Source organism: Salinispora mooreana, assembly GCF_000379065.1.
Classification (GTDB): Bacteria; Actinomycetota; Actinomycetes; order Mycobacteriales; family Micromonosporaceae; genus Micromonospora; species Micromonospora mooreana.
The window spans coordinates 2,200,731-2,222,956 of the sequence record NZ_KB900614.1 but is presented as its reverse complement, the minus strand read 5'-3'; the positions used below and the strand labels follow the sequence as shown (position 1 = coordinate 2,222,956).

Below are 22,226 nucleotides of genomic sequence, written 5' to 3'. Positions count from 1 at the left end.
ACCGAGTAACGGACGCGCCCACCGCATGGGCGGACGTGGCGTCAACCGCGCGTGGTGCAGACCTCCTCGGACCGGGCGATCCTCTCCGTCGACCACACCACCGCCACGGCGAAGCAGTAGTCGACGCCACCGTTGAGTCCGTACACGACGAACTCGGTGCTGCCGGCGGGCAGGTTGGCGAATACGGTCTGCGACTCGCCGGGCTGGCCTCCCGAAACCACCACCGGGCCCGTGCCTGCCTTCGGGTAGGTCCAGCGCAGGGCGACGTTGTCCCGGTTGTCGGTCAGGGTCACCGCGTCCGGCGGAGCGCCGGAAGCGTCCGCCGGTGTGGCCGGAGCCTCGGTTGCCGGGTCCGTCGCCGGCCGCGGTGCCGACCCGTCGAACCGGGCAACCCCGGCGATCACCGCGGCCGTCCCCAGCAGCACCACCACCGCACCCACCACGAGCGGCAGCCGGTGCCGGGGCAGCGGTGTGGCGCGCGGCACCGGCACCGGCAACCGCCGCGACGGTTGGTCCGTCGGCGCATCGGGCATCCCGTGGGGTCCGACCCGGTGGACCCCGTCGGCCTCCTCCAGGTGGGTCAGGGGCAACACCGCTGGGGGCACGGCGGCACCCCACTGTTCGGTCGACGACTCGCGCCACCACGGGTCGTACTCGTCCCCGCTGACCGGTAGATCCGGCGGGAAGGGCTCGGGTGGCTCGTGGAACGCGGCACCCTCCGGCGGTAGCCGGGGCGTCGGGACCGCCGGCGGCGGCGAATACCCAGCCGCGGGATGCTCCTCGGTCACCGGCCGGTCTGGCTCTGGCTCCGGCGGAAAGTACAGGTCGGTCGGTCGATATCCGGGCTGCGCGGGATGCTGCGGCCCGTCCGCATCCCGTGGTGCACCATCGGGGAGTGACCCGTCGTCGGAGAGTAGCCCGTCGTCGGGGAGCGGCCCGTCCCCAGGTAGCGGTCGGTTCTCGGGGAGTGGCCCGTCTCCCGGCGGGGGCGTTCGAGCGGCCGGCACGATCGGGGCCTCCCGCCCGTGGGGCGCGCAACGGTGCTCCGGATCGGCACCCGCCCGGCCCAACGCGGCCACCTGCCCCGCCAGTGGATCCCCCGCGGCCAGGTGCTGGTGGCACAACCCCTCGGCCAGCGCCAGGCTCTCCTGCGCCGAACCGACCAACCCGCAGTCGCGCTGCATCGCGCCGAGCCGGGCGAGCATCTTGATGCCGCTGGGATGCCCGTCGCCGTACACCTCGCGGTGCAGCTCCCAGGCGTCGGCGAGCCGGTCGCGGGCGACCTGGCACTGGCCGCGGGCGTACTCCAGCGTGGCCAGATCGGCGTGCGCGGCGAGAACGCGAAGCGACTCTGGACCATCCAAGGCGGTCAGCTCGATAATCACCTCCTGGTAGATCCGCGCCGCGCGGGACCAACTACCGACCCGGTGCAGCACCGCGGCCAGGGTGGCGGCGGCCGCGACGGTCCGTTCGTCCGAACGGCCGTGCAGGTGGTTGCTCGCCGCGTACGCATAGGCGGCCCATCCCCGCGCGGCCTGCGGATCGCCGAGCCCCACCAGCACCCGCGCCTGCAGGCCTGCCAACTCGGCTAACTCGGCACTGGCGTTGGTAGGCCGTGGATCGGCGTCGGCCAGCGCGTCGGAGAGGAGCCGCTGGGCGCCGGCGAGATCGCCGGTAGCCACCAGATGATGCGCGTGGTCAGTCAGTTCACCGAAGCCAGAAGGCACGCCCCATGGTGCTTAACCAGCGACGGTATGTACAAGACCCGCGCCGGTTGGGTTTCCCCGCGCTGCTTTTGTTGGCCCCGCCGCCCCCGGTCCATCCCAGTACGGTAAAACCGATGACGTGATGGACGGGGTGGTACGGGAACTGCTCGGCCGGCAGCTCGAAGCGTGGTTGCCCCGGGCGGTTGCGCAGGGGCGGCCCAGCGTCGTGGCGCTCGCCTACGGGCCGGGAGCCCTGCTCGCGGCCACCGACTCCGCCGAAGCGGTACTCGGCGTGCTCGCCGAGCATGCCAACCAGCTTCGCGGGCGGCAGCTCAGCGTGCTGGTGCTCGCCGAGGGCAGTGAGGAACTCCCCGCCCGGCTGGGCGCGATCGAGGCAACCCTGCCGGCCGAGATTGCCGTACACCTGGTGCCCGGCGGGCCCGCCCGGCTGCCGGTCGCGGTGAAGGCGGCCGGCGCCATGGGGGCGCCGCTGCTGTCGTACCTGGACGGGGCCGGCGCCACCGACCCCGGCGTGCTGGCCGCCAGCGCCGCCGGCCGCCCTGCCGAGCTCCTGCTGGTCACCGAGGCGGAACCCGCGCCTGCTGCCTCCGCTGGCACTGCGTCTGGTGGCACTGCATCTACTGCCTCTACCGGACCTACTGCCTCGGCCGGCACTGCGGCTGCTGGCTCTGCCGGCTCGGTGCGGGCCGGGCTCGCCACTGCCGGTTTCCCGCTCACCACCCAGATCGACCTGGTCGCGGTGGACGGGTCACGCACGCGGCGGCTCGCCTTCGGCACCGGCCACGACCGCAGCCTGGATGCGTTCAAGGAAAACCTGTGGGCGGTGGACGACGACACCGCGGTGCGCTATCGGGACCCCGCCGACCCGAGCGGGCAGCTGCTCGACATCGCACCCGACCCCGAGTCGCTGGGCCAGGAACTCCTCGCCGAGCTGGCCCGCTCTGGCCCCCGTACCGTCACCGAACTGCGCCGACACGCGCTGACCGCGACCGCGTACCGGTCAGTCGACGTGCAGCGGGCGCTCACCGGGCTGCTGCGGTGCGGCGCCGCCGTGCGCGACCCCGAGCACGGTCGACTCGGCGGTGACGTGGTCATCGCTGTGGCCCGGCATTCGTAGCTGACCGCCGCCAGCATCGGCGGGCGGGCGCGGGCGTACCAGGGGCGGAACCTCCCGGGCGGGCAGAGCGGGCACCGACTCCGGGCCTGCCGCTACCGGTGTGGCCGTTACCGAATCGGTTGCTACCGGTCCGGTCGGCGCTGAATAGTCGGCGAGGTGCTCCCGAGCGGCGCGGAACGCACCCGGGCTGACCCCGACCTCCCGGGTGAAGAACCGGCCGAAGTTGGTCGGCTCGGCGAAACCGAGCCGCTGGCCGACTTGCGCCACCGGCTCGTCGGTCGCCGCGAGCAGGCGCCGGGCCTGCAACGCCACCCGCTCGTCCACCACCTGCTTCGCGCTGCGCCCGGTGACTGCCAGGCAGGCGCGGGTCAGGGTACGAACCGAGCAGCCCAACTGGTCGGCGTAGTCCTCCACCCGCCGGCTGCGCTGGTAGCCCTGCTCCAACTCGCGGCAGAGCAGGAGGAAGGTGCCGGCCGCGGTGCGTGCCGCCGACCGCGACGCGGGCTGAGGCCCCCGGCTGGAGCCCGCCAGCAGCGCCAGCCGAAGCAGCAGCGTCGCCAGCTGGTGGCGGAGCAGCGCGGTGGTCTCCCCGCGATGCAGCTCGCAGTCCACCGCGAGCTGACGGAGACCGGCACTGATGGCCGCCCCATCCGCACCGGTCAGCTCAAGCCAGGTCGGAGCCGCCTCGAGGTCAATGTCAAAGCCGTGCAGCGCCGCCGAGGCCCAGTGCACCACGATCGCACCCAGGTGGGGTGGCCCACATCGAAGCACCTGGCCAGCCCGGACCCGCAGCAGTGTGCCCGGATGGCAGGGAAAGGGGTGGAAGTCCACCTCGGCGCTGCCCCGCCCCGCGGTGACCAGCAGGAGCAGGTCCTCCGCCAGCAGGACCGGACGCCGCCACGCCGGATCGGCCACCAGGTCACCGAAACCGCGCGCCGCGCTCACGGCGGCGTCCGGGCAGCGATGAACAGCAGAGAACATCACCTGCGACGGTAGCCCGGTATGCCGATTCCCGCAGCACCGTCCTCGCCGCGCGGCCCCGCGCCGCGCGGCGGGCCAGCATCGACGGAGTCCCGGTGCGGAGCCCCCACAACCCGCCGCCGTGCCGACTTTGCCGCGCCGACTCCGCCGCGCCGGCGACGGGGTTGTGGGGGCTGACCGAGACGATTACGTTACCGAGCGGTAGGGGTGGACGGTGAAGGGATGAGCATGACGGATCTTTTCTCGGTTTCCGGCAAGACTGTCCTGGTCACCGGTGGCTCGCGCGGGATCGGCCGGATGATCGCCGAAGGCTTCGTACGAGGCGGCGCCAAGGTGATCATCGCTGCTCGGAAGGTGGAGGTCTGCACCGCGGTCGCCGCCGAGTTGTCGACGCTGGGCGACTGCACGGCTGTCCCCACCGACCTCGGTAGCGATGTCGGCGCCGAGGCGCTGGCCGCCGCCGTACGAGCGCGGCACGACCGACTCGACGTACTGGTCAACAACGCGGGTGCCACCTGGGGTGCACCACTTGAGGCCTACCCGGAGAGCGCATTCGACAAGCTCTGGGCGGTCAACGTCAAGGCCGTCTTCCGGCTCACCACCGCACTGCTGCCCGTACTGCGTGCGGCGGGCACCGCGGACGATCCCGCCCGCGTCATCAACATCGGCTCGGTGGACGGGATTCGGGTCCCGGGGATGGAGGTGTACGCGTACTCCGCCACGAAGGCGGCCGTGCACATGCTGACCCGCAGCCTCGCCCACCAACTCGCCGCCGAACACATCACCGTCAACGCGATCGCCCCGGGCCCGTTCGAGAGTAAAATGATGGCGTTTGCCCTGGATGACCCCGCCTCCCGGGCCGCCATCGAGAAGCAGGTGCCGCTGGGTCGCATCGGCCGGCCGGAGGACATGGCGGGTACCGCGATCTACCTGTCGTCGCGGGCTGGCGCATACCTGACCGGCGCGGTCATCCCGGTTGACGGCGGCATCACCACCCATGGCTGAGCGGGCCCAATCCGGTGGTGGGTCGTATCACGTATCGACCCGGGTAGCCGGGGTGGCCGGGGTCGCGCGGACTCGGCAGCTCCGCGCGGCCCCGGCTAGCCGGTCACCAGATTTCGGTCCTTCAATCCAGATTCCGGTTCTTTCGATCTCAGCGGCCGGCGAGCAGCCGGTTCACCGCCGTGTCGACGTCCAGGTGCTCGGCCTCACGGCCGCGCGCGACGACGACGTAGGTCCGCCGCAGGAAGCGCACCAAGACGCTCCGCGGCACCTCAAACAGGGCGTTACCGTCCGGGGACGACAACGCCAGGGCGACGAAGTCCCCACGCGGGGTGGCCCAGGGCCAGACCCGCACATCGCCGATGCCTGCCGGCTCATCGAGGCCGGTCACCAGTAGTTCCCGTGCGAACGACCAGCTGACCGCCTCGCCACCGGCCGATTCCGCATGGAACAGGACGTGGACCGCATACGGGTCAGCAGGGTCGTAGCGCAGGCTGGCGCGCACCGGCAAGGCCGTGGCGTCAGGTGCGACGAGCCTTAGCGACGTCTCGACCTCTACGGTCGTCGGTCGGATGACACTCATGGACGTTCTCCCCCCGGCACCGCTGCGGAACGCGCGTGTCCCGCTTTTCCCATACTCAGGTGCTGCCCCTAGCTACGCTCCGCCATACGCTGACTTCACCCAGTGGTGGGAAGGTCTTCGGAGTGTCCCCCAGAATGTGAAAGTTCCTGTAGGATTTCCGGTTCCGCCCGTCCGCGGTGCCGCTCGGCATCAGGTGCTTCAGTCGTCGACTTACTCCGGTAACGTCCAGTCCACGGTTGCAGTGACGGGCGCGCGCCACACTGGGAGGAGGAAATGTGACGGGGTGATCCTCAGTGGATCGTGTCACGCCGTCGGGTCGGCCGATCATCGCGACCCAGGCGGCCGAACGGCGGGGGTACGGGGTGTCGAACGAACAGCGGAGTAAGCCGGTTCGATCCGGCTCGGATGTGGGTGCACCGGCAGCGGGGGCGGCGCTGGTTGATGCCCGGCGAGAACGGCCACGGTGGCGCCAGCGAGTCTCGACCACCCTCGCGTTGATTCGGGCCAACCCCACCGGCCGACTTGCCCTGAAGGCCCTTGTCGCGATGACTGGCGCCATCGTCGTGACCGTCGGAATCGCGCTGATCCCACTGCCGGGCCCCGGCTGGTTGCTGGTGATCGCCGGCCTCGGGATCTGGGCGGTGGAGTTCCACTGGGCGCGGCGGCTGCTCACCTTTACCCGCCGGCACGTCTCCAGTTGGACCAGTTGGGTTACGCGTCAGTCACTCTCGGTGCGGTTCGCTATCGGCTCGGTCGGCCTCGTCTTCGTGTCGACCGTCGTGTGGCTGTCGCTCAAGTACAGCGTCGGCATCGATGTGGTGGCCTGGGCGCTGGATCGCCTCAAGGCGAACTGAGCCTCGGTTTGGGGTCGACATCGGCGATCAGGTAGAGTCACCCAAGCCAACGGGCGATTAGCTCAGCGGGAGAGCGCTTCGTTCACACCGAAGAGGTCACTGGTTCGATCCCAGTATCGCCCACGTTGAATATTTACAGGTAAGAGGCCAGTTCCCGAATCGGGGAGCTGGCCTCTTTCGTTTCTCTCACCGGTGCTTGGGAGAAGTCTGGGAGACGATCTTTACGGCCGACTCAGTTTCCTCGGTCAGCAGTCGGTTCAGGACGGCCACGGGGGACCGGGGTGCCATTGCTCGCCGCTCGGACACTGCCGCCTCCCACAGTTGCGTCAAGCCGTCGAGCAGCCGGGCTCGCATCACCGCCGTGACATGCGTGTAGCGGGCCTGAACGGAGCCGTCCGCGTGGCCCATCCGTTCATCCGCCAACTTCGCCGGTGTGCCCAGCTCCTCCATGAGCGTCTTGTGCGTGTGCCGTAGCCCGTGCGGGGTCAGCCCCGGAGCGACCGGAAGCCAGCACGCGTCAGCGCGGCCCGCCGCGTTGCGTCCCCGAACCGGAATGCCTGGCCACGGCTCCCCGAGCACCGGAACCGGCCGGACCTTCAGGTGCCCCTTCGTCGGATACCAGCCAGTCACCGCCGGCTGAAACAACCAGGTGGCGAAGTTCGTCCGACGCCAGTGCGCGGCCAACTCCCCAGAAGCGCCACCACGGACGTAGCCGAGATCCGCGATAGCCGCCGTGATCCGCGCGCGAGTCGCCCCATGCACCACCTCAGGATGATTCAGAGCGGCCGACGCGGTGGCCGACGAGACACCCGCCCGGCGAGCAACATCCACTAAGGTCGGTCCCGACGTACGAGCCATGCCCTTCGGGGGACGATGACCGCTGAAGACATATGCGCGTTGATGACACCCGCATGCCTTCCTTCGGGTGCGAGCCGCATGCTCCGCCAGCAGCCGATCCAGCCAGGCCGGTAGGTCGATTGTGCGATGCGAGTCATCCTTGGGTGGGCAGCGGTGCAACTCGCCGGAGTCAAGCTCGTAGAGCTGCCACTCAACCCGGATCTCCGCCGGACGAACGTAGCCGGCTTCCAGCCCCACCAGTTCACCCCAGCGCATGCCGGTGAACCCCTTCGTGACTATGGCAACGAACTCATCGTCACGGCCCGACAGCAATGCCGCGCGTTCTGCGATCAACAGAACACCGAGCGCTGTGGTTACCGCCTTCTCCGGACCGCGACTACGAGACCGCCCCGCCCGCTTGCCCCTGCCACGGCGCCGGGACGCCGGATTGGAGTCCCGGAGTCCTTCCTCAACCGCGTCGGCCAGGATCAGGTGCAGCGTCGCCCGCCAGGTCTTGATACTTGACTCGGCGTAGCCGGCCGCCCGCTCCTTCTTCTCCCACATCGTGACGTCCGCCGGAAGGATGTCAGCCATAGCCGTGTGCTCGAACGTCGGAAGCAAATGCTCCTCAATGTGACGCCGGTAGTTTTGCATGGTCGAGGCGGCGAGATCCTGCGCCGAGTACCAACGGTTAACGAAGTCACCGAAGGTGATTCGAGGGGAAATCACGTCACGCCGAACGCCAGCACGGACCTTGGACTCAGCATCATTAGCCGCCTGCTCAGCCTCGCGCCTGGTGCGAAAGCGAATCGTAGCGCCAACTGAGTCTTTAACCGTGTTGTACTTTCCAGCGTCAACCTTATAGCGGCCCCGCCAGTACTCGCCCCGCTTTTCCGCGTAGCCCATTCTTCCTGCTCCCTGCTCATGCTGCCGATTGTGATACTAGGATTCTGGCCCGACGTGGTACACGTGCGCTGAGGCGGGCAACGGGTCCGCTTTCCTCCGTTGTGGGCTTGACCGCTCGGCTAACCCGGCCCGGTGACACAGGAGCATCGCTTGCTTGTACCTCGAAAAGCTGGGCAATCGCTTCGACGTGTTGTTCCGTAAAGCGATAGGCGCCACCGATCCAGCAGTACGGGACTCGCCGCCGTCGAGCCTGTTCCTTGACCCACCACTCCGAACAGCGAAGCCGGTCGGCAACCTCGGACGGCAGGTAAAAGCGCAGAGGCGTCGGCCGCGGATCGTTTATCTTCATCGGGTCTCCTTTCTGGCTTGTTGTGCGTTGCGTCGGATGCGGTCGGCGATGGCGGTGGCGAGTTCGAGTTGTTCGGGGGTGTCGTAGCCGATGCCGAGGATGTGCCAGTCGTTGATGACGATGACGTCGGTGTGTTCGGGGAGGCCGGCGTCGGTGAGGGCGGTGTGGAGTTGGTGGGTTTGGCGTTCGGCTCGGAGGTGTTTGAAGGTGGTGCTGTAGCGGCGGGCTTTGGTGAGGAAGTGGCCTCGGAAGCCGAGCATGTGTGCCCAGTGCCGCAGTTTCAGGTCGGCGTACTGTTCCTGGCCGCCGAGGTTCCAGGCGGTTTGGATCATGGCTCGGTGGTGGTCGGAGACGCGTAGTTGGTCGATGTGGGTCTGGGAGCGGATGCGTCGGTCTCCGGTGTCGGTGGCTCCGGTGCCTTTGGTGGCGTATTTGGCGATGTAGCCGGCGAGGCGGGTGTCAGCGACCACCTGGTCCCCGTCGTCTGCGTTGTCGGGGAGGTCGAGGTCGGTGGCGGTGGCGGTGATGTCTTTGATGTCGACCTGGGTGCCCCACCGCAGGGGTAGTGGTGTGCCGTCGGGTCGAGGGGTGTCGACCCGGACGGACGATGCTGCGGTGTGTACGGCGTCGGCGAGGACGTCGGCGGTGAGCCAGGCGGGGGGTGGTGTGTCGGGGCCGGTGGGTCCGTCGGCGCGGATGATGGCGTGGAAGTGGACCAGGCCTCGGCGTTGGTATTCGGCGACTTTGGCGTAGGAGATGCGTAGGTGTCGGCTGGTTTCGCGGACGGTGAGTCCGCCAGCTGCGGCGACGGCTCGGCGTAGGGCGATGGTGAAGCGGTGCCAGAGTTGGCCGCTGTGGGCCTGCCATAGCACCGCCCCGGTGTAGTCGTAGGTGTCGGGGTTGATGGGGCTACCCAGGAGCGGATGTCCGTCGGGGTGCCAGCGTCCGCAGGCACATGGTCGTTTGCTGGGGCGGTTGTGGACGGGGCCGAAGGAGGGGGCGGTGAGGGTGGCGAACAGCCGCGGGGAGTGGGCCACGGTGGCGGGGATGCCTTTGCCGCCGTTCATGCCGGAGTGGATGAGGTGCCAGGCGTCGGCGGCGTAGCGGTCGGCGCAGGAGGGGCAGACGGCGGCGCGTCGGGTGCCGCAGGACGACCACACCCGGCCGTGCCGGGAGGTGATCAGATTCCCGGTGCCGGCGTGCCGCACTTCCCAGGTGCCGGTGAGCCGGACGGGGTGGAGGCAGCCTTTGACGCTCTCCACTCCGGCGCGCCAGGTCTTGTAGGCGGGGCTGCGCATCCAGTGGGCCAGGGCTGCTTCTCCGCCTTGGGTGGGTTGGTTTGGTGTCATGGGACGCTCCGAAGATGCCGGCGGGACCGCCCGGTGGTGGTTGTGGTGGTGGGGGGTTCGCAGCCGGGGTGGCGGTCGAACGCAGTCGGGTTGCCGTCGCATCCGGTGCGGGCGGCGGGGTCGAGGGGCCAGCCGCAGCCGGCCGCGCACATGACATGCCCGGGTCGGGCGGCGCGGACGGCGGCGGCGGGATGGGTAGGGCGCGTCATCGCGGGTGCCTTCGTGGGTGGGGCTGGGTGGCGATGGCAGCGCGGGTGATGGTGTGTCTCAGGTCGCCGAGGAGGCCGGTGAGTTGGCGGCGGGCGGCGGGTTCGGTGGGGGCGAGAGCGACGCGGATACGAATGTCGGCGTAGTCGCGGCCGGTGGCGGTGCGGGCGCGGACGAGAACAGCGCGGGCACGGGCGGGTAGGTCCACGGTAATTTCGTGGGAGCGGTGTTCGCCGAGGTTGCAGCGGTGGTCACGGGCACACCAGTCGGTGTGACCGGCACGGCGGGCGGATCGGGGGTTCATGCGATGGCCTCCGTGGTGGGTAGGTGCCAGGGGGTGGGGGTGGGTAGGTCGCGGGTCCGCACACCTGGCCGGGAGTCGGGGGCGGTGTGGTCATCCCGGGCGGGGTCGTAGACGGCGGGGCCGGTTTTGCTGGTTTTGGCGCGGTACATGGCGGCGTCGGCGGCGGCGAGGGCGGCGGGTAGGTCACCAGCGGTAGGAGCCAGGCCGATGCTCGCCGTGACGCAGACCGTGGCCCCGCTCGGTAGTCGGACGGGGGCGGCGATGGTGTGGGCGAGGCGGGCGGCGGTGGTGGTGGGGTTGGGGTCGCAGATGAGGGCGGCGAATTCGTCTCCGCCGAGACGCGCGGCGGTGGTGACCGTTTGGAGGCGGTGGGCGATGGTGGTGAGCAGGATGTCGCCGGCAGCGTGGCCGTGGGTGTCATTGATCGGTTTGAAGCCGTCCAGGTCGATCACGGCCACGTGCGGTCGGGTGGGGGCGAGATGTACCCATGCCTGGGTGAGTCCGGCCCGGTTCGCAAGGCCGGTCAGTGGGTCGAGTAGGGCGGCGAGGCGCAGCGCGGCGAGTTCGTGGCGCAGGGCCCGTATCCGGTGCCGGGAGGTCAGGGCGGCAGCGGCGGCCAGGAGCAGACCGGCGACGAATGCCGCGCTTTCAGGGGCCGAGGGATCGGGTGCGGGCAGGTCGAGCAGTGGATGAAACATGACTGTGTCTCCACTTCCGGGCAGGCTGGATCAACGGATCAAGGAAGCTGCGCGGGGTCTGCCGCGCCCCCGGAGGGGTTTAGGTGGGGGCGCGGCAGACCAGAAAGACGAGTACCGGCGGGTGCCCAGGGTTAGTGGGCGTGCCCGTTCATGCCGGCGGGGGTGAGCCGGTCAGCGACCCGGGCCGCGAGAGGTAGCGGTAGTCGGGTGGCCTGCTGAATGTCAGCGGCGGTGACTGGCCGGTCCAGGTCGGTGACGAGACGACGGATCTGGGTTTGTACCCCGGCGGGGATACCCAGTCCGTCCAGAGACACCGGCGAGCTCACCTCAGCAAGGTGGTGAACCGGAGCCGGAACCGGAGTTGGGGGTACCGGGGGTTCCATCATGGGGGCCGGCATGCTGATTGGAGCTGCAACGGGTGCCGGCGCGGGTACGGGTTCCGGGTGTTTCGGGGTGGGGAGGGTGATGGCGCGGCGTGCTTGGGTGCAGCGTGCTTGCACGATGGGCATGACTTCGGCGAGGAAGAACACGAGGATCGGGACCATGATGTGCGCGGCGAGCATGCCCGCGCTGATCTTGCCTTCTCTGGGCCATAGTGCGGGTACGACGTTCATGATCAGGGTGGAGGTGAGGAGGAAGCGTTTGAGCCAGTCGACGGCACGGGAGTTGATGGGGATCTCTCGGGCGATCATCGCGGCTTCCCAGCGCAGGATGGTGATCAGGATGCCGACGAGGCAGGGCTCTACTCCCCAGCATCCCCACCACACGGGGTCGGCGGGAGTGAGGTGCCCGGCGAGGAAGTCCTGCACACCGGTGGTGGTGAACGCCGATCCGACCGCGAGGAACAACCACAAGCAGCGGGTCACGCTCACCCGCAGCCGTTCGATCTCCACAATGTCCAAGGCGGAGTCTTGTTCCAGGTCGTGAAGCTGCCGGGCCACGTCGAGCCGTTTGGTCAACCGTCGGACCGGGCGCGGCTGCCGGACCTGACGGGACTTGCCGGTGTCGTCGTCCATGGCGTTCACCCGGTGGTGGCGAGTTCGGTGTGCGGCCACCCGGCGACGTGTACGAGGTCGGCAACATCGGTGTCGTCGCAGTACGCCGCCCGCACTCGCATTGGGGTGCGGGAGCGTTGTTTGACGACGAAGCCGATACCCGCCGAGCCTGGTTCGTTGGGGATCTCATCGGCCAAGGCGCCCCGGCGGCGCATGTCTTCACCGAGGACCATGTCCGGGTGTCCGGCGGAGGTGGACCGCATACACACCCGCAAGGAGAAGAGGTCCCGTTGGGGGATCACGTCTTTGGTCGGCTCTTGCAGTGCGCCGATCACGGTGCCGCCGAGTGCGCGGGCCTGGGACAGGATCAGCGGCAGCACCGCCTGAGCACCCCGAGTGAGTGATCGGTCTCCGTACCCGGTGACCGCACCCAGCTCGTCAATGAGCAGAAGGTCGAGGGGTGTGTCGTGGGACATGTCGAAGGTGCGCCGGCCCTGCTCGGCCAGGACCTTCTTGCGGTCCTGCATGATCTCCCAGACGCCGGACAGCACGTCCACGATGTCGCCGTCAGCTTCGGCGTACCGGTAGGCGACCGACGTGAGCGCGTTGAGTTCGGTGCCTTTGGGGTTGACCACGTGCAGGCGGACCAGGCCGTCTCGGATCAGCGGAGCGCACGCCCGAAGCGCCATCCAGGTGACCGAGTTTTTGCCGGAGCCGGTGGCGCCGGAGACGAGCCAGTGCTGCCCGATCAGGGGCGCGTGCCAGTCGGTGCCGTACTCGGTCTCCCCCAGGTAAACCCGGCCCAGACTGGTCGCGTCCGCATCGCCGGGAAGGTCCGGTGGGATGATCACCTGATCGAACGGTTCCGAGCGTTGCACGATCAGGGCGATGATTTGCGGGCCGACCCGCTCCACCCCGATGCGTTCCGCCCGTAACGCCACCGCCAGGGCCTCGGAGGCTTCCTCCCACAGCTTCGGAGTCTGACCGAACAGCAGGCGTACGTAGACGGTCTCGGTGGACGGGGAGTGAGAGCGGATCCGGATGATGCGCGGCACATTGATCACCCCGGTGACCCGATGGACCGTGACCAGGCCACACGCCTCCACGACCCGGCTCCACCCCGGGCCCAGATACGTCCGAGATAACCACCGGCGGCGTATCGCCCGCAGCCGAGGAGCTACCACCGCTTCCCACGACCCGGGGTGTCCCCGGTACCAGCCGACACCCGCTGCCAGCACACCAGCAGCAGCACCACCAACCGTGGTCGGGCCGAACTGGGCGACACTGGCCGCACCCGCTGCCGGCACGGCTACGAAACCCGGGTGCCGCATCGCCCACCCGGCCACACGCCATTCCCAACCCTGACGACGCTGCGTAGTGCCCATCTGTCACACCATCCCAATTCGCGTATTGTGAGTACCGAAAATGAGGGGGCCCGGATCAGTCACCGCCGACCCGAACCCCCACCAAAGCTGGATTGTGTTGCTAGCGGACGGCGTCGAACATCTTCCGCGCCCGCGTCGTAGCCGTTTTTGCCTTGTCGGTTTCCTCCAACCACGGCGCGGCCTCCTCCAAAAGGATCACCAACACCGCGACCGCCCGACGTAGATCGTCGTACTGCTTCATGTACCGATACCGCTGTGGCATGCCCTTCATCGACCGGCGCAGCAACCGCATCGCCTGATCAATCCCGTCATACGTGTCCGACACCCGATACGACATCAGGACACCTTCCACGGCTTCGACACCAGATCAGCCTCAAACGACTTCACCCGCACCACAAACGTGCGCAGCGTCTCCGCGCTCTGCTTATGCGCGTCCTCCAGGTCCTCCACCCGAGCTGCGAACTGGTACAAGCTCCCGGGCGGCGGCTCACACGCCTTGATCAGGCTCGACACCCCATCCAGCAGCATCGCCAACCCCTGCGCGTTACCCACCAAAGCCTCATACCGAGACCTCCCGGTCAACCCCTTCCACACCTCCGGAACCACATCCATACCTACTCCCCTTTCCGTATTCAAAACACGACACCCAGCCACGGCGGCGGGCACCACCCACCCCCAGCACAGAACTTGGGGATGGATAGAACCTTCCGCGTAAGGCGGCGGCTACTCCCGGCCGGTCAAGCGCCACATACGACGCCACCGCCGACCCTCACGACGCAGCAGACCAATATTCATCATCACGGACAGGAATAGTAGACCGAGCAGGATCAACTCAAAATCAGACATCACAAACCTCCCTCCCAAACTCACGAAACAAGACGTTTCGAAATAGCCAATTCAGGGCTGTTTTAGGCAAGGGATATCCGCTGTGGAGTTATCAAAAAACGAGCTACCGAGGATGCGACCGGGACTACCCCGACCACAGGGCCTCGACCACGCGCCCTGACCCGACTCGAACGGGTCACCCACCACACAGGGGCAGGGCCAAAGATCTTGCTCCTAGCCGATCGGCTTCAGGCTCGCCGCCTTCCACGACAGGCCCGAACGGCCATCACGCTCCCAGTGCGACACCGTCGCCCCGCTCAGCTCCACGAGGTCGCCCTCAGCAACCTCACCCGGGTTCGCGGACAGAGTGATCTTCAGCTCCTCGCCCTTACCCCGGTAGCCGTCCTCCGTAGCGAGGGGCTTCGCGAACACCGCCACCGTGTACAGCGGGTCATCCGTCCCATACGCCGTCTGCACCCGCCCCTCCTGATCCATCTTGATCGCCGGCTCCTCCACCACCCGCAACTTGAACCCACCAAGATTCACCGGAATGTTCCGCATCTCTTGATCCCCTTCACTGCACGTGTCTTCAACCATGTCGGTCACTGTCTGTGGACCCTCACCCCTTGCGACCTTGCTGATTCACCGGTTCGCTAGCGAGGTGATTCGAAGCTAGCAGTACCTCCGCCCAGGCGCAAGGGGTTCGCTGGCGAACTGTCAAAGCTGTGCTGTAATGGAGTCGTGCATCCCGAACCGACGGCCGGAACGATCCCGGTCCATCACCAGATAGCCAATGACCTGCGATCTCGCATCCTGTCGGGGGAACTTGGACCCGGTGCTGAGGTGCCCTCGGTGAGTCAACTGGTCGCCCAGTGGCGGTGCTCGCCCGGTGTTGCCCGCAGCGCTCTCGCCGTTCTAGCCAGCGAGGGCCGCATCACGGGTGGCCGTGGTCGACGCGCACGCGTACGGACGCCACCGCGCCGGATCAAGCTGACGATCGACATGACCCAGGAGCAGAAGAGTCTCGTACTCCGTCCCAGGAGCGAACGCGCCGCGCGGGGAACGGTCGAACAGACTGCAGGGGTCTCGATCGATCACACCAGCTTCTCGGCCCGCTACACAGAAGTTCGGGCGACCGAAGAGCTGGCTTCAGAGTTCGGACTTGAGGTGAACGCCGAACTTCTGTGCCGTACCTACGAGACAACCGACCAGAACGGAATCCGGCTAGCGTGGAGTATTTCCCACATTCCACTTGACCTGATCAGGTCCAATCCAGACTTGCGCGACGAGTCCAAGGAGCCGTGGCCGGGTGGCCACATGCACCAGCTCTATACAGTGGGAATCGAAATCGAACGCCTCGTACGGTCGGTAACGGCCATCGAACCCACCCCCGGGGACCGTCAACGGTGGGGAATGGACCTCGGAGTGCCGCTTCTGTGCGTTCACACCAAGTCAGTTGACATCTACGGCCGGACCGTCGAAATTTCGGACGCGACGTACCCAGCGGACCGCACTGGCCTGGTGTTCACCGAATCGCTGGAACGATGGCCGACCGGGCACCCCACCTTCGACCCAGAAACGGACGGCTGAAATGACACGGCCCGAAATCAACCCAGCACTCGGCCTGAACCTAGTTTCTCAACGCACCCTAGAACGCAACACCGGCAGGGTGAGCGTCGTCATCCCCGCACACAACGAGGCAGCAACGGTCGCGGAAGTCGTAGCCGAATCTCGACGTGGACTCGACCTCATCGGAGCCCAGGGGGAGGTGATCGTCAGCGCCAGCGGCTGCACCGACGGCACAGCGAAAGTCGCAGCCGACGCCGGGGCGAACGTCGTGGAGGCGCCAATCGGGAAGGGCTCCGCAGTCCGGGCTGGGCTCGACGAGGCTGACGGCGACATCGTCTGCCTTGTCGACGGAGACATCCGATACTTCGGGGACCGGCCCCTCGTAACCATCCTCGTGGAACCCATCCTGCAGGGCATTGCCGACGCCTGTATCACTGACCTCTACTGGCGTCCGCTCTACCCACAAATGTGGCTGCACGGATTCTTCGCCCCCATAGCAGGATACCTTTTCCCCGAAATTCTACCCAAGGTCGGTTCCACCCCATGGTCCGGACAGCGCGCGGCAGTACGCGAACTATGGCCCACGAAACTGCCGGACGGATTCACCGTCGACCTTGAAATTCTGATGCACTGGAACCGTCACGCCCTACGCCTCCGGCCAGTACTCGCCGACGACTGGGTTAACCCACAAAGACCAAAGCCCGAGCTGATGGCCCAGGAGCTAAAAGTCATATACCAGCACGCCATCGAAACAGGGCGAACCCAGAACAACTCTTGGCCTGCCCTGGAACGCTGGTACGACCGCATTCACGCCGCAATGGCCGAGTACCAACCAGATAGCGACCAACCACAACAGTTCGAACAAGACCTGCTACTCAAATCACTGAACTGGCTCAAGAGTGAAATCGGCAACATCCAAGAATCGTGAACACCCCTTCAATCCGTAACGCGACTCTGAGGCGGTGGTGTTGCGCAGAGGCGTCGGGCCCGGGATCACCCCCGCGTGTGCGGGGAGCAGCCGCTGGTCATCGTCCAGTCGCAGGCACGGCCCGGATCACCCCCGCGTGTGCGGGGAGCAGGGACAGGTCGTCAAGCGGATGAAGCTCCTTGACGGATCACCCCCGCGTGTGCGGGGAGCAGGTGGCAGACGGGGTCCAGGCGCTGCTACCGGCGGGATCACCCCCGCGTGTGCGGGGAGCAGGTCCTGCCGGCGTTGGGTGGGAGTACGTGGGTGGGATCACCCCCGCGTGTGCGGGGAGCAGGATGAGATCGCGTAGGCGGTCGGTGTAGCCGGGGGATCACCCCCGCGTGTGCGGGGAGCAGTCGGACAGCCGGAGTCTGCGTACTCATCCTGCAGGATCACCCCGCGTGTGCGGGGAGCAGGCTCTGCGGTCAACCCGGGGCCGGACCTATGAGGGATCACCCCCGCGTGTGCGGGGAGCAGCTTGCCTGTGGGGCCAGTAGCGTGGCCCAGGTCGGATCACCCCCGCGTGTGCGGGGAGCAGCTGTATGAGAAGACGACCGCTCTGGATAGCTACGGATCACCCCCGCGTGTGCGGGGAGCAGGAAGCCGCGCGGGCCGCCGGCCAAGCAATTCAGGGATCACCCCCGCGTGTGCGGGGAGCAGGCCGGGTTCAATCCGGAGGGCGGCAGCCGCAACGGATCACCCCCGCGTGTGCGGGGAGCAGGCTTCATGACCTGCATCGCTAAAGATCAACTATGTAGTTTTCGTTCACCTCGACCCGGAAAATCAAGGCCAGGCACCCTTGTGAAGCTCGAAGGCCGAGTGCAGCATAACGAGCCCTCCTCAAGGGATGACGACCCATGGCTGCCCCCTCGTCACCGTGAGCCCCCCGGCCCGAACCTCCAACACAGCCCGATGCCGCTGTTCGGTCACACTCATCTCCACCAGCACTCGGCGGAGTGTCACCCATCAAGTGAAGCCAACCTGTAACGCATCAACCGGAGTCGGACAACGTGGCTGAAGCGTGTGTGTTCAGAGTTTCTTTACTTGGTCAAGGGCGGGCCTTCGGCCCGCCGCCGCGTCAGCGCCGGACCGCGCGTGCGGCCTGGCGGCCGGTCACGTCCCGGCGCACGCGGCGTGGCTCGACCAGGACAGCACCGGACCAATCCTGCGGCTACTGCTCGCCGGCGGAGAGCACGCCACCCAGCGGGTCATCAACGAGCTGGACCGCATCGCCCGATAGGCCACCAGGGGGCGGGGGACACCCCGTCCCCTCCTCTCCCACAGCACAGTCGCGCCCACGGAGTTACTGCCCAACCACCGTCGCAGTACAGCTCTAGTGATCACTGACCGGAGAACACTCGCAAGAAACCCGGCAAGGGGGCGACGTCCGTCGTGGACCGGGTAAACCCTCCAGGAGCCGAGCCCGCCGTTGGTCGCGGTTGAGGTCAAAACATGGCACCTGGGAGGGAGGCGGTGGTCGTCGTGGACCAGGTAAACCCTCCAGGAGCCGGGCCCGCTGTTGGGTGCGGTTGAGGTCAACTGCGCCACTGTGGCAGCGGCCGCGGGGGGCCGGGCTCGTGACACGCGGCCAACTACGACCTCAGCCGCGCGTCAGAGCGAGAAACCCGGCGTAGACCGGCAAGCCGGACGTAGATCTCCCGGCGGGCGACAGCCTGGCCCTGGCCGTCAAGCTGATAGCCAGTCAGCCACACCCAACCAGGGTACGTAGGTTGCGGACACACCGAGATCACCCGGAACACGAAGCTCGGCTGCCGCGCGAACTGGACCGAAGCCGCAGGGCCGATCACCAGTTCTTCGCCTGGAGTCGGGGCCGGTAAGTGGGTCATGGGTTGCGCCTCGCGGTTAGGAACACGATCGTCCTCCTCGGCGACTGCCTGCCTCAGGTTCGGTGGCCGCACCGTATCAAGACTGGTCTAGATACGTCTAGGTACGTAGAAGGTTGAGGTTGTTCGTGTCGGAACTTCTAGCGTCGGTGGTATGGAGTTCGACCCGGACGCCCGCATCGATCACGGTGCGCCGCTGTCGCCGTATCGCCAACTGGCCGGCATCCTCGCCGCGCGAATCGACCGTGGCGACTGGCAGCCGAACCGGGCCATCCCGTCCGAGTCCCAGCTCGTGCAGGAGTACGGTCTTGCCCGGGCGACCGTGCGACGTGCAATCGCGGTGCTGGTGGACGAGGGCACATTGTTCGTGGTGCCGCAACGCGGTACGTTCGTCAAGTCCAAGGATGAGTAACTTTCCGGGGCCGACTCCAGACCTACGAACCCGAAAGATGGTGATCTTTCCCTGATCGCTGTCTTGGACCCGCCGAGCCGATGGCATCCAGAGCTAACTAGCAGTAGAGCTGATGAATAAGTAGCGAACCACCTAAAGAGGAATACAGACGCCTACCAAACGTCCCTTAATGGTTCCCGAGCGGCAAATCTGGCAGACTATTCAAGAGCGCCCTCACTTCACTCATCGTCGCCCCTACGCGTGACTGAAAGTCACGTTCGTCTCCGGTCTCAAGCGCTTCCATCATCAGCGCTTCAACCAGAAAGAACTCATCTCTAGGCATCGTAACCACGATCTCCTCTCCTCGATCCTCCACGTGCATCTAGATCTCCTCGGTAGAGCTAGCCGGCGGGTCAGGTTCTGAGTGATCTTAACGTGCCATGATCGAATCTATAGCTTGCAGATCTATGGCTTATGGTGTCGCCGGTGGTAGGCCAGATGGTCCCAATCCACCGCGTGGCCGGCCACGCGGTGGAGCTTTCCTACTTCGGCGGCCGTGTCCGTCTGCCTAACAACGCCGTCGGCATCGACATAGATCGCGCCGGTGTCGAAGAGTAGGTGATCGTTCGGGCAGAGGCACAGGATATTGCTCGCCACATCGGGGCCGTTGTGCGGCCGACCGAGCGCACGAATGTGTGCTGCCTCTGCGTAAGGGCCAGCTGGGGTCGCGAGCTGGAGGCCGCAGACCTGGCATCTGTAGCTGTGCAAGCGCTTCACGCCGTTGGCGACAGCTGTACTTCTCACCAGGCGCTGAATCGTGGCTTCCGTGCGAGCGGCGGGCGCGGCCGCAGCGTCATGGACGCCCGTGAACGGCGGGTCAACGCTTTCGAGGGTGACCAGGCGGTACCGCCAAATCTTGAAGCCATCCTTGCCCGTGTCGAGCCAGTGATCGACTACTCGGAACAGTCCGTCGTATCGGAGGCCAGCCTTGGGGGAGTGCGCAGGGTCTCCGGCCGCCCCTCTGACTACCCGTACCGGGTTGCCGTCGATCTGGCTCCGCGCTAGACCGAGGTTGCCGCGGGTCAGCTGCTGGTCTGCGGTCTGTCGCTTGGTAGTTGGGTCATTGCCCCCTTGACCGGTGTAGATGATCTCAGAGCCGTAGTCCTCATCATCCACATAGCCGCCCGAGACGACGATTGACTCTGCGCCGTCGCTTCCTCCGCAGATCCCGGCCTGGTTCGGGCGGTGCACGCCAGACGCTCTGAGGTCGTCACGATTCCTGAAGGTCGAACCAGGTGAGTAGCCTGGAATCTCGCCGTAGGTCCGTTCGGAAGCCATGGCGGCACGATAGGGCAAGGGGGCGAGGTCCGCGACACGGTGCCCGCGAAGAGCGTGGCGGTGGGTGACAGGCCGATTCAGTTGCGGTGTCGTTCAGCCCTGGACCAGCGTGGGAGAATTCTGGGAGACGATCATGGGAAGGGTAGCGTCGTCCCCTGTTGCAAACCAACGGGTACCGACACGCTGACCTGCACGGATGGCCGTACTTCAAGGTGTGGGAGGTAGCCGAACCTATTTCACACCGAAGAGGTCACTGGTTCGATCCCAGTATCGCCCACGTTGAATATAGGCAGGCAAGAGGGCCGGTTGGAGAACTCCAGCCGGCCCTCTTGCTATCCGATGGTAGAGATCATGAGTCGCCTGTGAGTCGACGCCGCTGAGCCCCTGGCGGTCGACCGTCTGCGAGTCCAGCCTTGTAGCCGGTTTCGAAGCCCTGGAGCAACGCATCCTCCAGTTCGGCGGCAAGCTGTTCGCGAAGGTGAACCTCCAACAGGCGCCGCTGATCGACGACCGCCGTGCGCCTGCGGGCGTCTACTCGGGAGAGTTCGCCCAGGATGAATTCCCGGCGGCGCGCCTCCATGTCGTGGCCCATCACGTCGATGGCGTCCCAGCAGTGCCGGACCTCGTTCCGGAGCCACACATTTCTCCTGCCGGAGGTGCCGGTTTTCCTGCTGGTACAGGCGTTCGCGCTTGCTGGTCACCGCGCGCTGACAGGCGGCGGTGGCGGCGTGTGCCGCGCGGGCAGCCAGTGGCATGGCGGGGCGACGGTGGGGGTGGGAGGGATAGTTCATGGCGCTGCCGAAGACCTCCGGGCGAGTGCCGATGAGGAGCGAGTTAGTCGAACACACGTACGAGCGAATGGAAAGACCGCTCGTGGGGTGTGTCGATGGATCCGCCCGGTTAAGGGCGGCGATGGTGCGCGACCGAGGGCCACGCCCCCGTACGGAAGCCCCCGTCACCGTTGCTCGTGATCACTGATCAGCCGGACCGAGTTTGGTAGCGTATCCACAGTCGACAAGCCATATCGACGAATAGTTTCGGCTATCCCGGTGACGTTTTGAATGTCCGCTACTTCATAGCCCTTAGCCGCGATGCGGCCTGCTCCACTTCGCGCAGCATGAGTAGCAGGCTCTGCGACCGGCGGTCGGATGGTAGGGCATCCATTGCCCGTTGGGCGTAGGCGACCCCGCCCGCACTGTCACCGGCGTTAACCATCGTGAGTCCACGATGCCGCTCGATATGAGTAGCGAAACGCGGTAGATCAACAGGTCGGGTGCGGTCGGCCTCCTCTTGGGCCTCGGACCCACACCCGCACCCGCACGGCGAGATCGTCGGAGCGTTCGGCGGCCACTCCGGCTAGGTCGTACCAGCGGATGGCCTCGGTGGGGTTGGGAGTGGTCTTGCCGTAGGTCACCAACGCCCTGGCGGCGTGTGACCACATGACCGGCGTGTCCAGGTGCTGTTGCAGGATCACGAGGTCGTTCGCGAGGCGGGACTGAAGCGCCACGGCTCCCACCGCCATGTAGTCCCGACCGTACTGGTCGACCCGCTCCCGCCAGTCCTCCTCAGCGGTCCGGCCGCGTAGCGCAGCGCTGAAACCGGCCCGGATCAGTTCGCCGGCCACGACCGGGCCCACGACGCCGGCCGCCAGGCCGAGCATGGATCGGTGCCCGATCTGCCGATCCGGGTGGCCGTGCCCGCGCACCGAGACCGCATACGGTTACCTGACCTCGGTAGGGCAGGGCAACTGGGCGCCACCGCAGCGCGCGGGCGCAGCGATGAAACCGGCCGACGCGACCGTCCGCCGGTGGTGGCGGGACCTGCACGAGCACCAGCAGGTCGACGGTCGCTGCCCCGTGTGCGGCATCCCGCGGCGGTGCTGGCCGTGGGCGGAGGCATACGCCGGGCTGCTCACCTATGGCCTGCTCGGCCCACCCCTAGCCCTGAAGGCGACGTGATGCGCTGGAGCCGCGCCCCGCCCACCCCGCCGGTACACTG

23 protein-coding genes, 1 tRNA gene, 3 pseudogenes and 2 CRISPR repeat arrays are annotated in these 22,226 nt (G+C 67.0%); of the genes and pseudogenes, 10 read left to right on the top strand and 17 right to left on the bottom strand.

All coding sequences use genetic code 11. The features are described from left to right. Positions 1 to 41: 41 nt before the first annotated feature. The gene (locus SALPAC6_RS0110615; RefSeq protein WP_026189534.1) at positions 42 to 1,727 is read right to left on the bottom strand and encodes a tetratricopeptide repeat protein; all 1,686 of its coding nucleotides are present in this window, start codon (positions 1,725 to 1,727) and stop codon (positions 42 to 44) included. Between the two features lie 121 nt (positions 1,728 to 1,848). On the opposite strand from SALPAC6_RS0110615, the gene SALPAC6_RS29375 reads away from it, so the two are divergent. Next, a complete protein-coding gene (locus tag SALPAC6_RS29375; RefSeq protein WP_018253397.1) occupies positions 1,849 to 2,844 on the top strand; it encodes a hypothetical protein in 996 nt (331 codons plus the stop codon). Here SALPAC6_RS29375 and SALPAC6_RS27560 read toward each other — a convergent pair. Then, positions 2,728 to 3,825 (bottom strand): helix-turn-helix transcriptional regulator, encoded by a 1,098-nt coding sequence (locus SALPAC6_RS27560; RefSeq protein ID WP_026189531.1) that lies wholly within the window; start codon positions 3,823 to 3,825, stop codon positions 2,728 to 2,730. The two genes, SALPAC6_RS29375 and SALPAC6_RS27560, sit on opposite strands and share 117 nt — an antisense overlap. A 228-nt stretch (positions 3,826 to 4,053) precedes the next feature. Between SALPAC6_RS27560 and SALPAC6_RS0110595 the strand changes: the two genes are divergently transcribed. After that, on the top strand, positions 4,054 to 4,830 hold the full coding sequence (locus SALPAC6_RS0110595; RefSeq protein WP_026189530.1) for a RhlG family 3-oxoacyl-ACP reductase: 777 nt from the start codon (positions 4,054 to 4,056) through the stop codon (positions 4,828 to 4,830). Between the two features lie 148 nt (positions 4,831 to 4,978). On the opposite strand, the gene SALPAC6_RS0110590 is transcribed toward SALPAC6_RS0110595, so the two are convergent. Then, positions 4,979 to 5,410, bottom strand: a complete 432-nt coding sequence (locus SALPAC6_RS0110590; protein ID WP_011905498.1) for an SsgA family sporulation/cell division regulator — start codon at positions 5,408 to 5,410, stop codon at positions 4,979 to 4,981. A gap of 293 nt (positions 5,411 to 5,703) precedes the next feature. On the opposite strand from SALPAC6_RS0110590, the gene SALPAC6_RS0110585 reads away from it, so the two are divergent. Together SALPAC6_RS0110585 and SALPAC6_RS0110580 are read left to right on the top strand one after the other, a co-directional pair. Continuing rightward, positions 5,704 to 6,264 (top strand): TIGR02611 family protein, encoded by a 561-nt coding sequence (locus tag SALPAC6_RS0110585; RefSeq protein ID WP_018253394.1) that lies wholly within the window; start codon positions 5,704 to 5,706, stop codon positions 6,262 to 6,264. Positions 6,265 to 6,315: 51 nt separating this feature from the next. Continuing rightward, positions 6,316 to 6,387, top strand: a tRNA-Val gene (locus tag SALPAC6_RS0110580). A 63-nt stretch (positions 6,388 to 6,450) separates the two neighbouring features. On the opposite strand, the gene SALPAC6_RS0110575 is transcribed toward SALPAC6_RS0110580, so the two are convergent. From SALPAC6_RS0110575 to SALPAC6_RS0110535, 10 genes are all read right to left on the bottom strand, one after another. Beyond that, positions 6,451 to 8,007, bottom strand: a complete 1,557-nt coding sequence (locus SALPAC6_RS0110575) for a LacI family DNA-binding transcriptional regulator (protein ID WP_026189529.1) — start codon at positions 8,005 to 8,007, stop codon at positions 6,451 to 6,453. Between the two features lie 345 nt (positions 8,008 to 8,352). Continuing rightward, complete coding sequence (locus tag SALPAC6_RS0110570) at positions 8,353 to 9,654, bottom strand: replication initiator (RefSeq protein ID WP_018253392.1); 1,302 nt, start codon at positions 9,652 to 9,654, stop codon at positions 8,353 to 8,355. A gap of 256 nt (positions 9,655 to 9,910) precedes the next feature. Continuing rightward, positions 9,911 to 10,216, bottom strand: coding sequence for a hypothetical protein (locus tag SALPAC6_RS0110565; RefSeq protein WP_018253391.1), 306 nt, complete (start codon positions 10,214 to 10,216; stop codon positions 9,911 to 9,913). Continuing rightward, on the bottom strand, positions 10,213 to 10,914 hold the full coding sequence (locus SALPAC6_RS0110560; RefSeq protein WP_018253390.1) for a diguanylate cyclase domain-containing protein: 702 nt from the start codon (positions 10,912 to 10,914) through the stop codon (positions 10,213 to 10,215). Before SALPAC6_RS0110560 ends, SALPAC6_RS0110565 begins: the two co-directional genes overlap by 4 nt. Before the next feature lie 131 nt (positions 10,915 to 11,045). Beyond that, positions 11,046 to 11,930 carry a hypothetical protein gene (locus SALPAC6_RS0110555; protein ID WP_018253389.1) on the bottom strand — a complete coding sequence of 295 codons (885 nt, stop codon included), beginning with the start codon at positions 11,928 to 11,930 and terminating at the stop codon, positions 11,046 to 11,048. 5 nt (positions 11,931 to 11,935) lie between these two features. Continuing rightward, positions 11,936 to 13,240: an FtsK/SpoIIIE domain-containing protein gene (locus SALPAC6_RS0110550; protein ID WP_026189527.1), complete on the bottom strand. Its 1,305-nt coding sequence runs from the start codon at positions 13,238 to 13,240 to the stop codon at positions 11,936 to 11,938. A 154-nt stretch (positions 13,241 to 13,394) separates the two neighbouring features. After that, on the bottom strand, positions 13,395 to 13,631 hold the full coding sequence (locus SALPAC6_RS0110545) for a hypothetical protein (RefSeq protein ID WP_018253387.1): 237 nt from the start codon (positions 13,629 to 13,631) through the stop codon (positions 13,395 to 13,397). Further along, complete coding sequence (locus SALPAC6_RS0110540; protein WP_018253386.1) at positions 13,631 to 13,906, bottom strand: hypothetical protein; 276 nt, start codon at positions 13,904 to 13,906, stop codon at positions 13,631 to 13,633. The genes SALPAC6_RS0110545 and SALPAC6_RS0110540 overlap by 1 nt, the downstream gene beginning before the upstream one ends. 111 nt (positions 13,907 to 14,017) lie before the next feature. Beyond that, entirely contained in the window at positions 14,018 to 14,140 is a 123-nt protein-coding gene (locus SALPAC6_RS30750) for a hypothetical protein (protein WP_263404713.1), read from the bottom strand. 213 nt (positions 14,141 to 14,353) lie between these two features. Then, complete coding sequence (locus SALPAC6_RS0110535) at positions 14,354 to 14,680, bottom strand: hypothetical protein (RefSeq protein ID WP_018253385.1); 327 nt, start codon at positions 14,678 to 14,680, stop codon at positions 14,354 to 14,356. 180 nt (positions 14,681 to 14,860) lie between these two features. Here SALPAC6_RS0110535 and SALPAC6_RS31200 point away from each other — a divergent pair. The 4 genes and pseudogenes from SALPAC6_RS31200 to SALPAC6_RS25730 all read left to right on the top strand — a co-directional run. Continuing rightward, positions 14,861 to 15,073 (top strand): annotated as a pseudogene (locus SALPAC6_RS31200) (winged helix-turn-helix domain-containing protein); the annotation flags it as partial. 48 nt (positions 15,074 to 15,121) lie between these two features. Further along, the gene (locus SALPAC6_RS0110530) at positions 15,122 to 15,709 is read left to right on the top strand and encodes a UTRA domain-containing protein (protein ID WP_026189526.1); all 588 of its coding nucleotides are present in this window, start codon (positions 15,122 to 15,124) and stop codon (positions 15,707 to 15,709) included. Between the two features lie 79 nt (positions 15,710 to 15,788). Further along, on the top strand, positions 15,789 to 16,616 hold the full coding sequence (locus SALPAC6_RS0110525) for a glycosyltransferase family 2 protein (RefSeq protein WP_080636152.1): 828 nt from the start codon (positions 15,789 to 15,791) through the stop codon (positions 16,614 to 16,616). A 62-nt stretch (positions 16,617 to 16,678) separates the two neighbouring features. Beyond that, positions 16,679 to 17,011: a CRISPR direct-repeat array (repeat unit 28 nt; unit sequence GGATCACCCCCGCGTGTGCGGGGAGCAG). A 92-nt stretch (positions 17,012 to 17,103) separates the two neighbouring features. Continuing rightward, positions 17,104 to 17,376: a CRISPR direct-repeat array (repeat unit 28 nt; unit sequence GGATCACCCCCGCGTGTGCGGGGAGCAG). A 300-nt stretch (positions 17,377 to 17,676) separates the two neighbouring features. Further along, positions 17,677 to 17,895, top strand: coding sequence for a hypothetical protein (locus SALPAC6_RS25730; RefSeq protein ID WP_018253381.1), 219 nt, complete (start codon positions 17,677 to 17,679; stop codon positions 17,893 to 17,895). A 352-nt stretch (positions 17,896 to 18,247) separates the two neighbouring features. On the opposite strand, the gene SALPAC6_RS25725 is transcribed toward SALPAC6_RS25730, so the two are convergent. Further along, positions 18,248 to 18,502: a hypothetical protein gene (locus SALPAC6_RS25725; RefSeq protein ID WP_018253380.1), complete on the bottom strand. Its 255-nt coding sequence runs from the start codon at positions 18,500 to 18,502 to the stop codon at positions 18,248 to 18,250. A 151-nt stretch (positions 18,503 to 18,653) separates the two neighbouring features. Between SALPAC6_RS25725 and SALPAC6_RS0110515 the strand changes: the two genes are divergently transcribed. Further along, positions 18,654 to 18,911 (top strand): GntR family transcriptional regulator, encoded by a 258-nt coding sequence (locus tag SALPAC6_RS0110515; protein WP_018253379.1) that lies wholly within the window; start codon positions 18,654 to 18,656, stop codon positions 18,909 to 18,911. Between the two features lie 444 nt (positions 18,912 to 19,355). Here the strand turns inward: SALPAC6_RS0110515 and SALPAC6_RS0110505 are convergent, their stop codons facing one another. The 3 genes and pseudogenes from SALPAC6_RS0110505 to SALPAC6_RS25720 form a co-directional block, all read right to left on the bottom strand. Beyond that, on the bottom strand, positions 19,356 to 20,228 hold the full coding sequence (locus tag SALPAC6_RS0110505; protein WP_080636032.1) for a YDG/SRA domain-containing protein: 873 nt from the start codon (positions 20,226 to 20,228) through the stop codon (positions 19,356 to 19,358). Positions 20,229 to 20,577: 349 nt separating this feature from the next. Then, positions 20,578 to 21,019: pseudogene (locus tag SALPAC6_RS30085) on the bottom strand (hypothetical protein). A 277-nt stretch (positions 21,020 to 21,296) separates the two neighbouring features. Beyond that, positions 21,297 to 21,888 (bottom strand): annotated as a pseudogene (locus tag SALPAC6_RS25720) (hypothetical protein). A gap of 118 nt (positions 21,889 to 22,006) precedes the next feature. Between SALPAC6_RS25720 and SALPAC6_RS0110485 the strand changes: the two are divergent. Further along, entirely contained in the window at positions 22,007 to 22,186 is a 180-nt protein-coding gene (locus SALPAC6_RS0110485; protein ID WP_026190048.1) for a hypothetical protein, read from the top strand. Positions 22,187 to 22,226: the final 40 nt, after the last annotated feature.

Excerpts from the sequence above, each read along its gene's own strand:
- SALPAC6_RS0110505 (WP_080636032.1), bottom strand. The coding sequence starts at position 20,228 with ATGGCTTCCGAACGGACCTACGGCGAGATTCCAGGCTACTCACCTGGT.
- SALPAC6_RS0110535 (WP_018253385.1), bottom strand. The coding sequence starts at position 14,680 with ATGCGGAACATTCCGGTGAATCTTGGTGGGTTCAAGTTGCGGGTGGTG.
- SALPAC6_RS0110590 (WP_011905498.1), bottom strand. The coding sequence starts at position 5,410 with ATGAGTGTCATCCGACCGACGACCGTAGAGGTCGAGACGTCGCTAAGG.
- SALPAC6_RS30750 (WP_263404713.1), bottom strand. The coding sequence starts at position 14,140 with ATGTCTGATTTTGAGTTGATCCTGCTCGGTCTACTATTCCTGTCCGTG.
- SALPAC6_RS0110595 (WP_026189530.1), top strand. The coding sequence starts at position 4,054 with ATGACGGATCTTTTCTCGGTTTCCGGCAAGACTGTCCTGGTCACCGGT.
- SALPAC6_RS0110560 (WP_018253390.1), bottom strand. The coding sequence starts at position 10,914 with ATGTTTCATCCACTGCTCGACCTGCCCGCACCCGATCCCTCGGCCCCT.
- SALPAC6_RS0110555 (WP_018253389.1), bottom strand. The coding sequence starts at position 11,930 with ATGGACGACGACACCGGCAAGTCCCGTCAGGTCCGGCAGCCGCGCCCG.
- SALPAC6_RS0110515 (WP_018253379.1), top strand. The coding sequence starts at position 18,654 with ATGGAGTTCGACCCGGACGCCCGCATCGATCACGGTGCGCCGCTGTCG.
- SALPAC6_RS25725 (WP_018253380.1), bottom strand. The coding sequence starts at position 18,502 with ATGACCCACTTACCGGCCCCGACTCCAGGCGAAGAACTGGTGATCGGC.
- SALPAC6_RS29375 (WP_018253397.1), top strand. The coding sequence starts at position 1,849 with ATGGACGGGGTGGTACGGGAACTGCTCGGCCGGCAGCTCGAAGCGTGG.
- SALPAC6_RS27560 (WP_026189531.1), bottom strand. The coding sequence starts at position 3,825 with ATGTTCTCTGCTGTTCATCGCTGCCCGGACGCCGCCGTGAGCGCGGCG.
- SALPAC6_RS0110485 (WP_026190048.1), top strand. The coding sequence starts at position 22,007 with ATGAAACCGGCCGACGCGACCGTCCGCCGGTGGTGGCGGGACCTGCAC.
- SALPAC6_RS0110575 (WP_026189529.1), bottom strand. The coding sequence starts at position 8,007 with ATGGGCTACGCGGAAAAGCGGGGCGAGTACTGGCGGGGCCGCTATAAG.
- SALPAC6_RS0110540 (WP_018253386.1), bottom strand. The coding sequence starts at position 13,906 with ATGGATGTGGTTCCGGAGGTGTGGAAGGGGTTGACCGGGAGGTCTCGG.
- SALPAC6_RS0110570 (WP_018253392.1), bottom strand. The coding sequence starts at position 9,654 with ATGCGCAGCCCCGCCTACAAGACCTGGCGCGCCGGAGTGGAGAGCGTC.
- SALPAC6_RS0110545 (WP_018253387.1), bottom strand. The coding sequence starts at position 13,631 with ATGTCGTATCGGGTGTCGGACACGTATGACGGGATTGATCAGGCGATG.
- SALPAC6_RS0110550 (WP_026189527.1), bottom strand. The coding sequence starts at position 13,240 with ATGCGGCACCCGGGTTTCGTAGCCGTGCCGGCAGCGGGTGCGGCCAGT.
- SALPAC6_RS0110565 (WP_018253391.1), bottom strand. The coding sequence starts at position 10,216 with ATGAACCCCCGATCCGCCCGCCGTGCCGGTCACACCGACTGGTGTGCC.
- SALPAC6_RS0110530 (WP_026189526.1), top strand. The coding sequence starts at position 15,122 with ATGACCCAGGAGCAGAAGAGTCTCGTACTCCGTCCCAGGAGCGAACGC.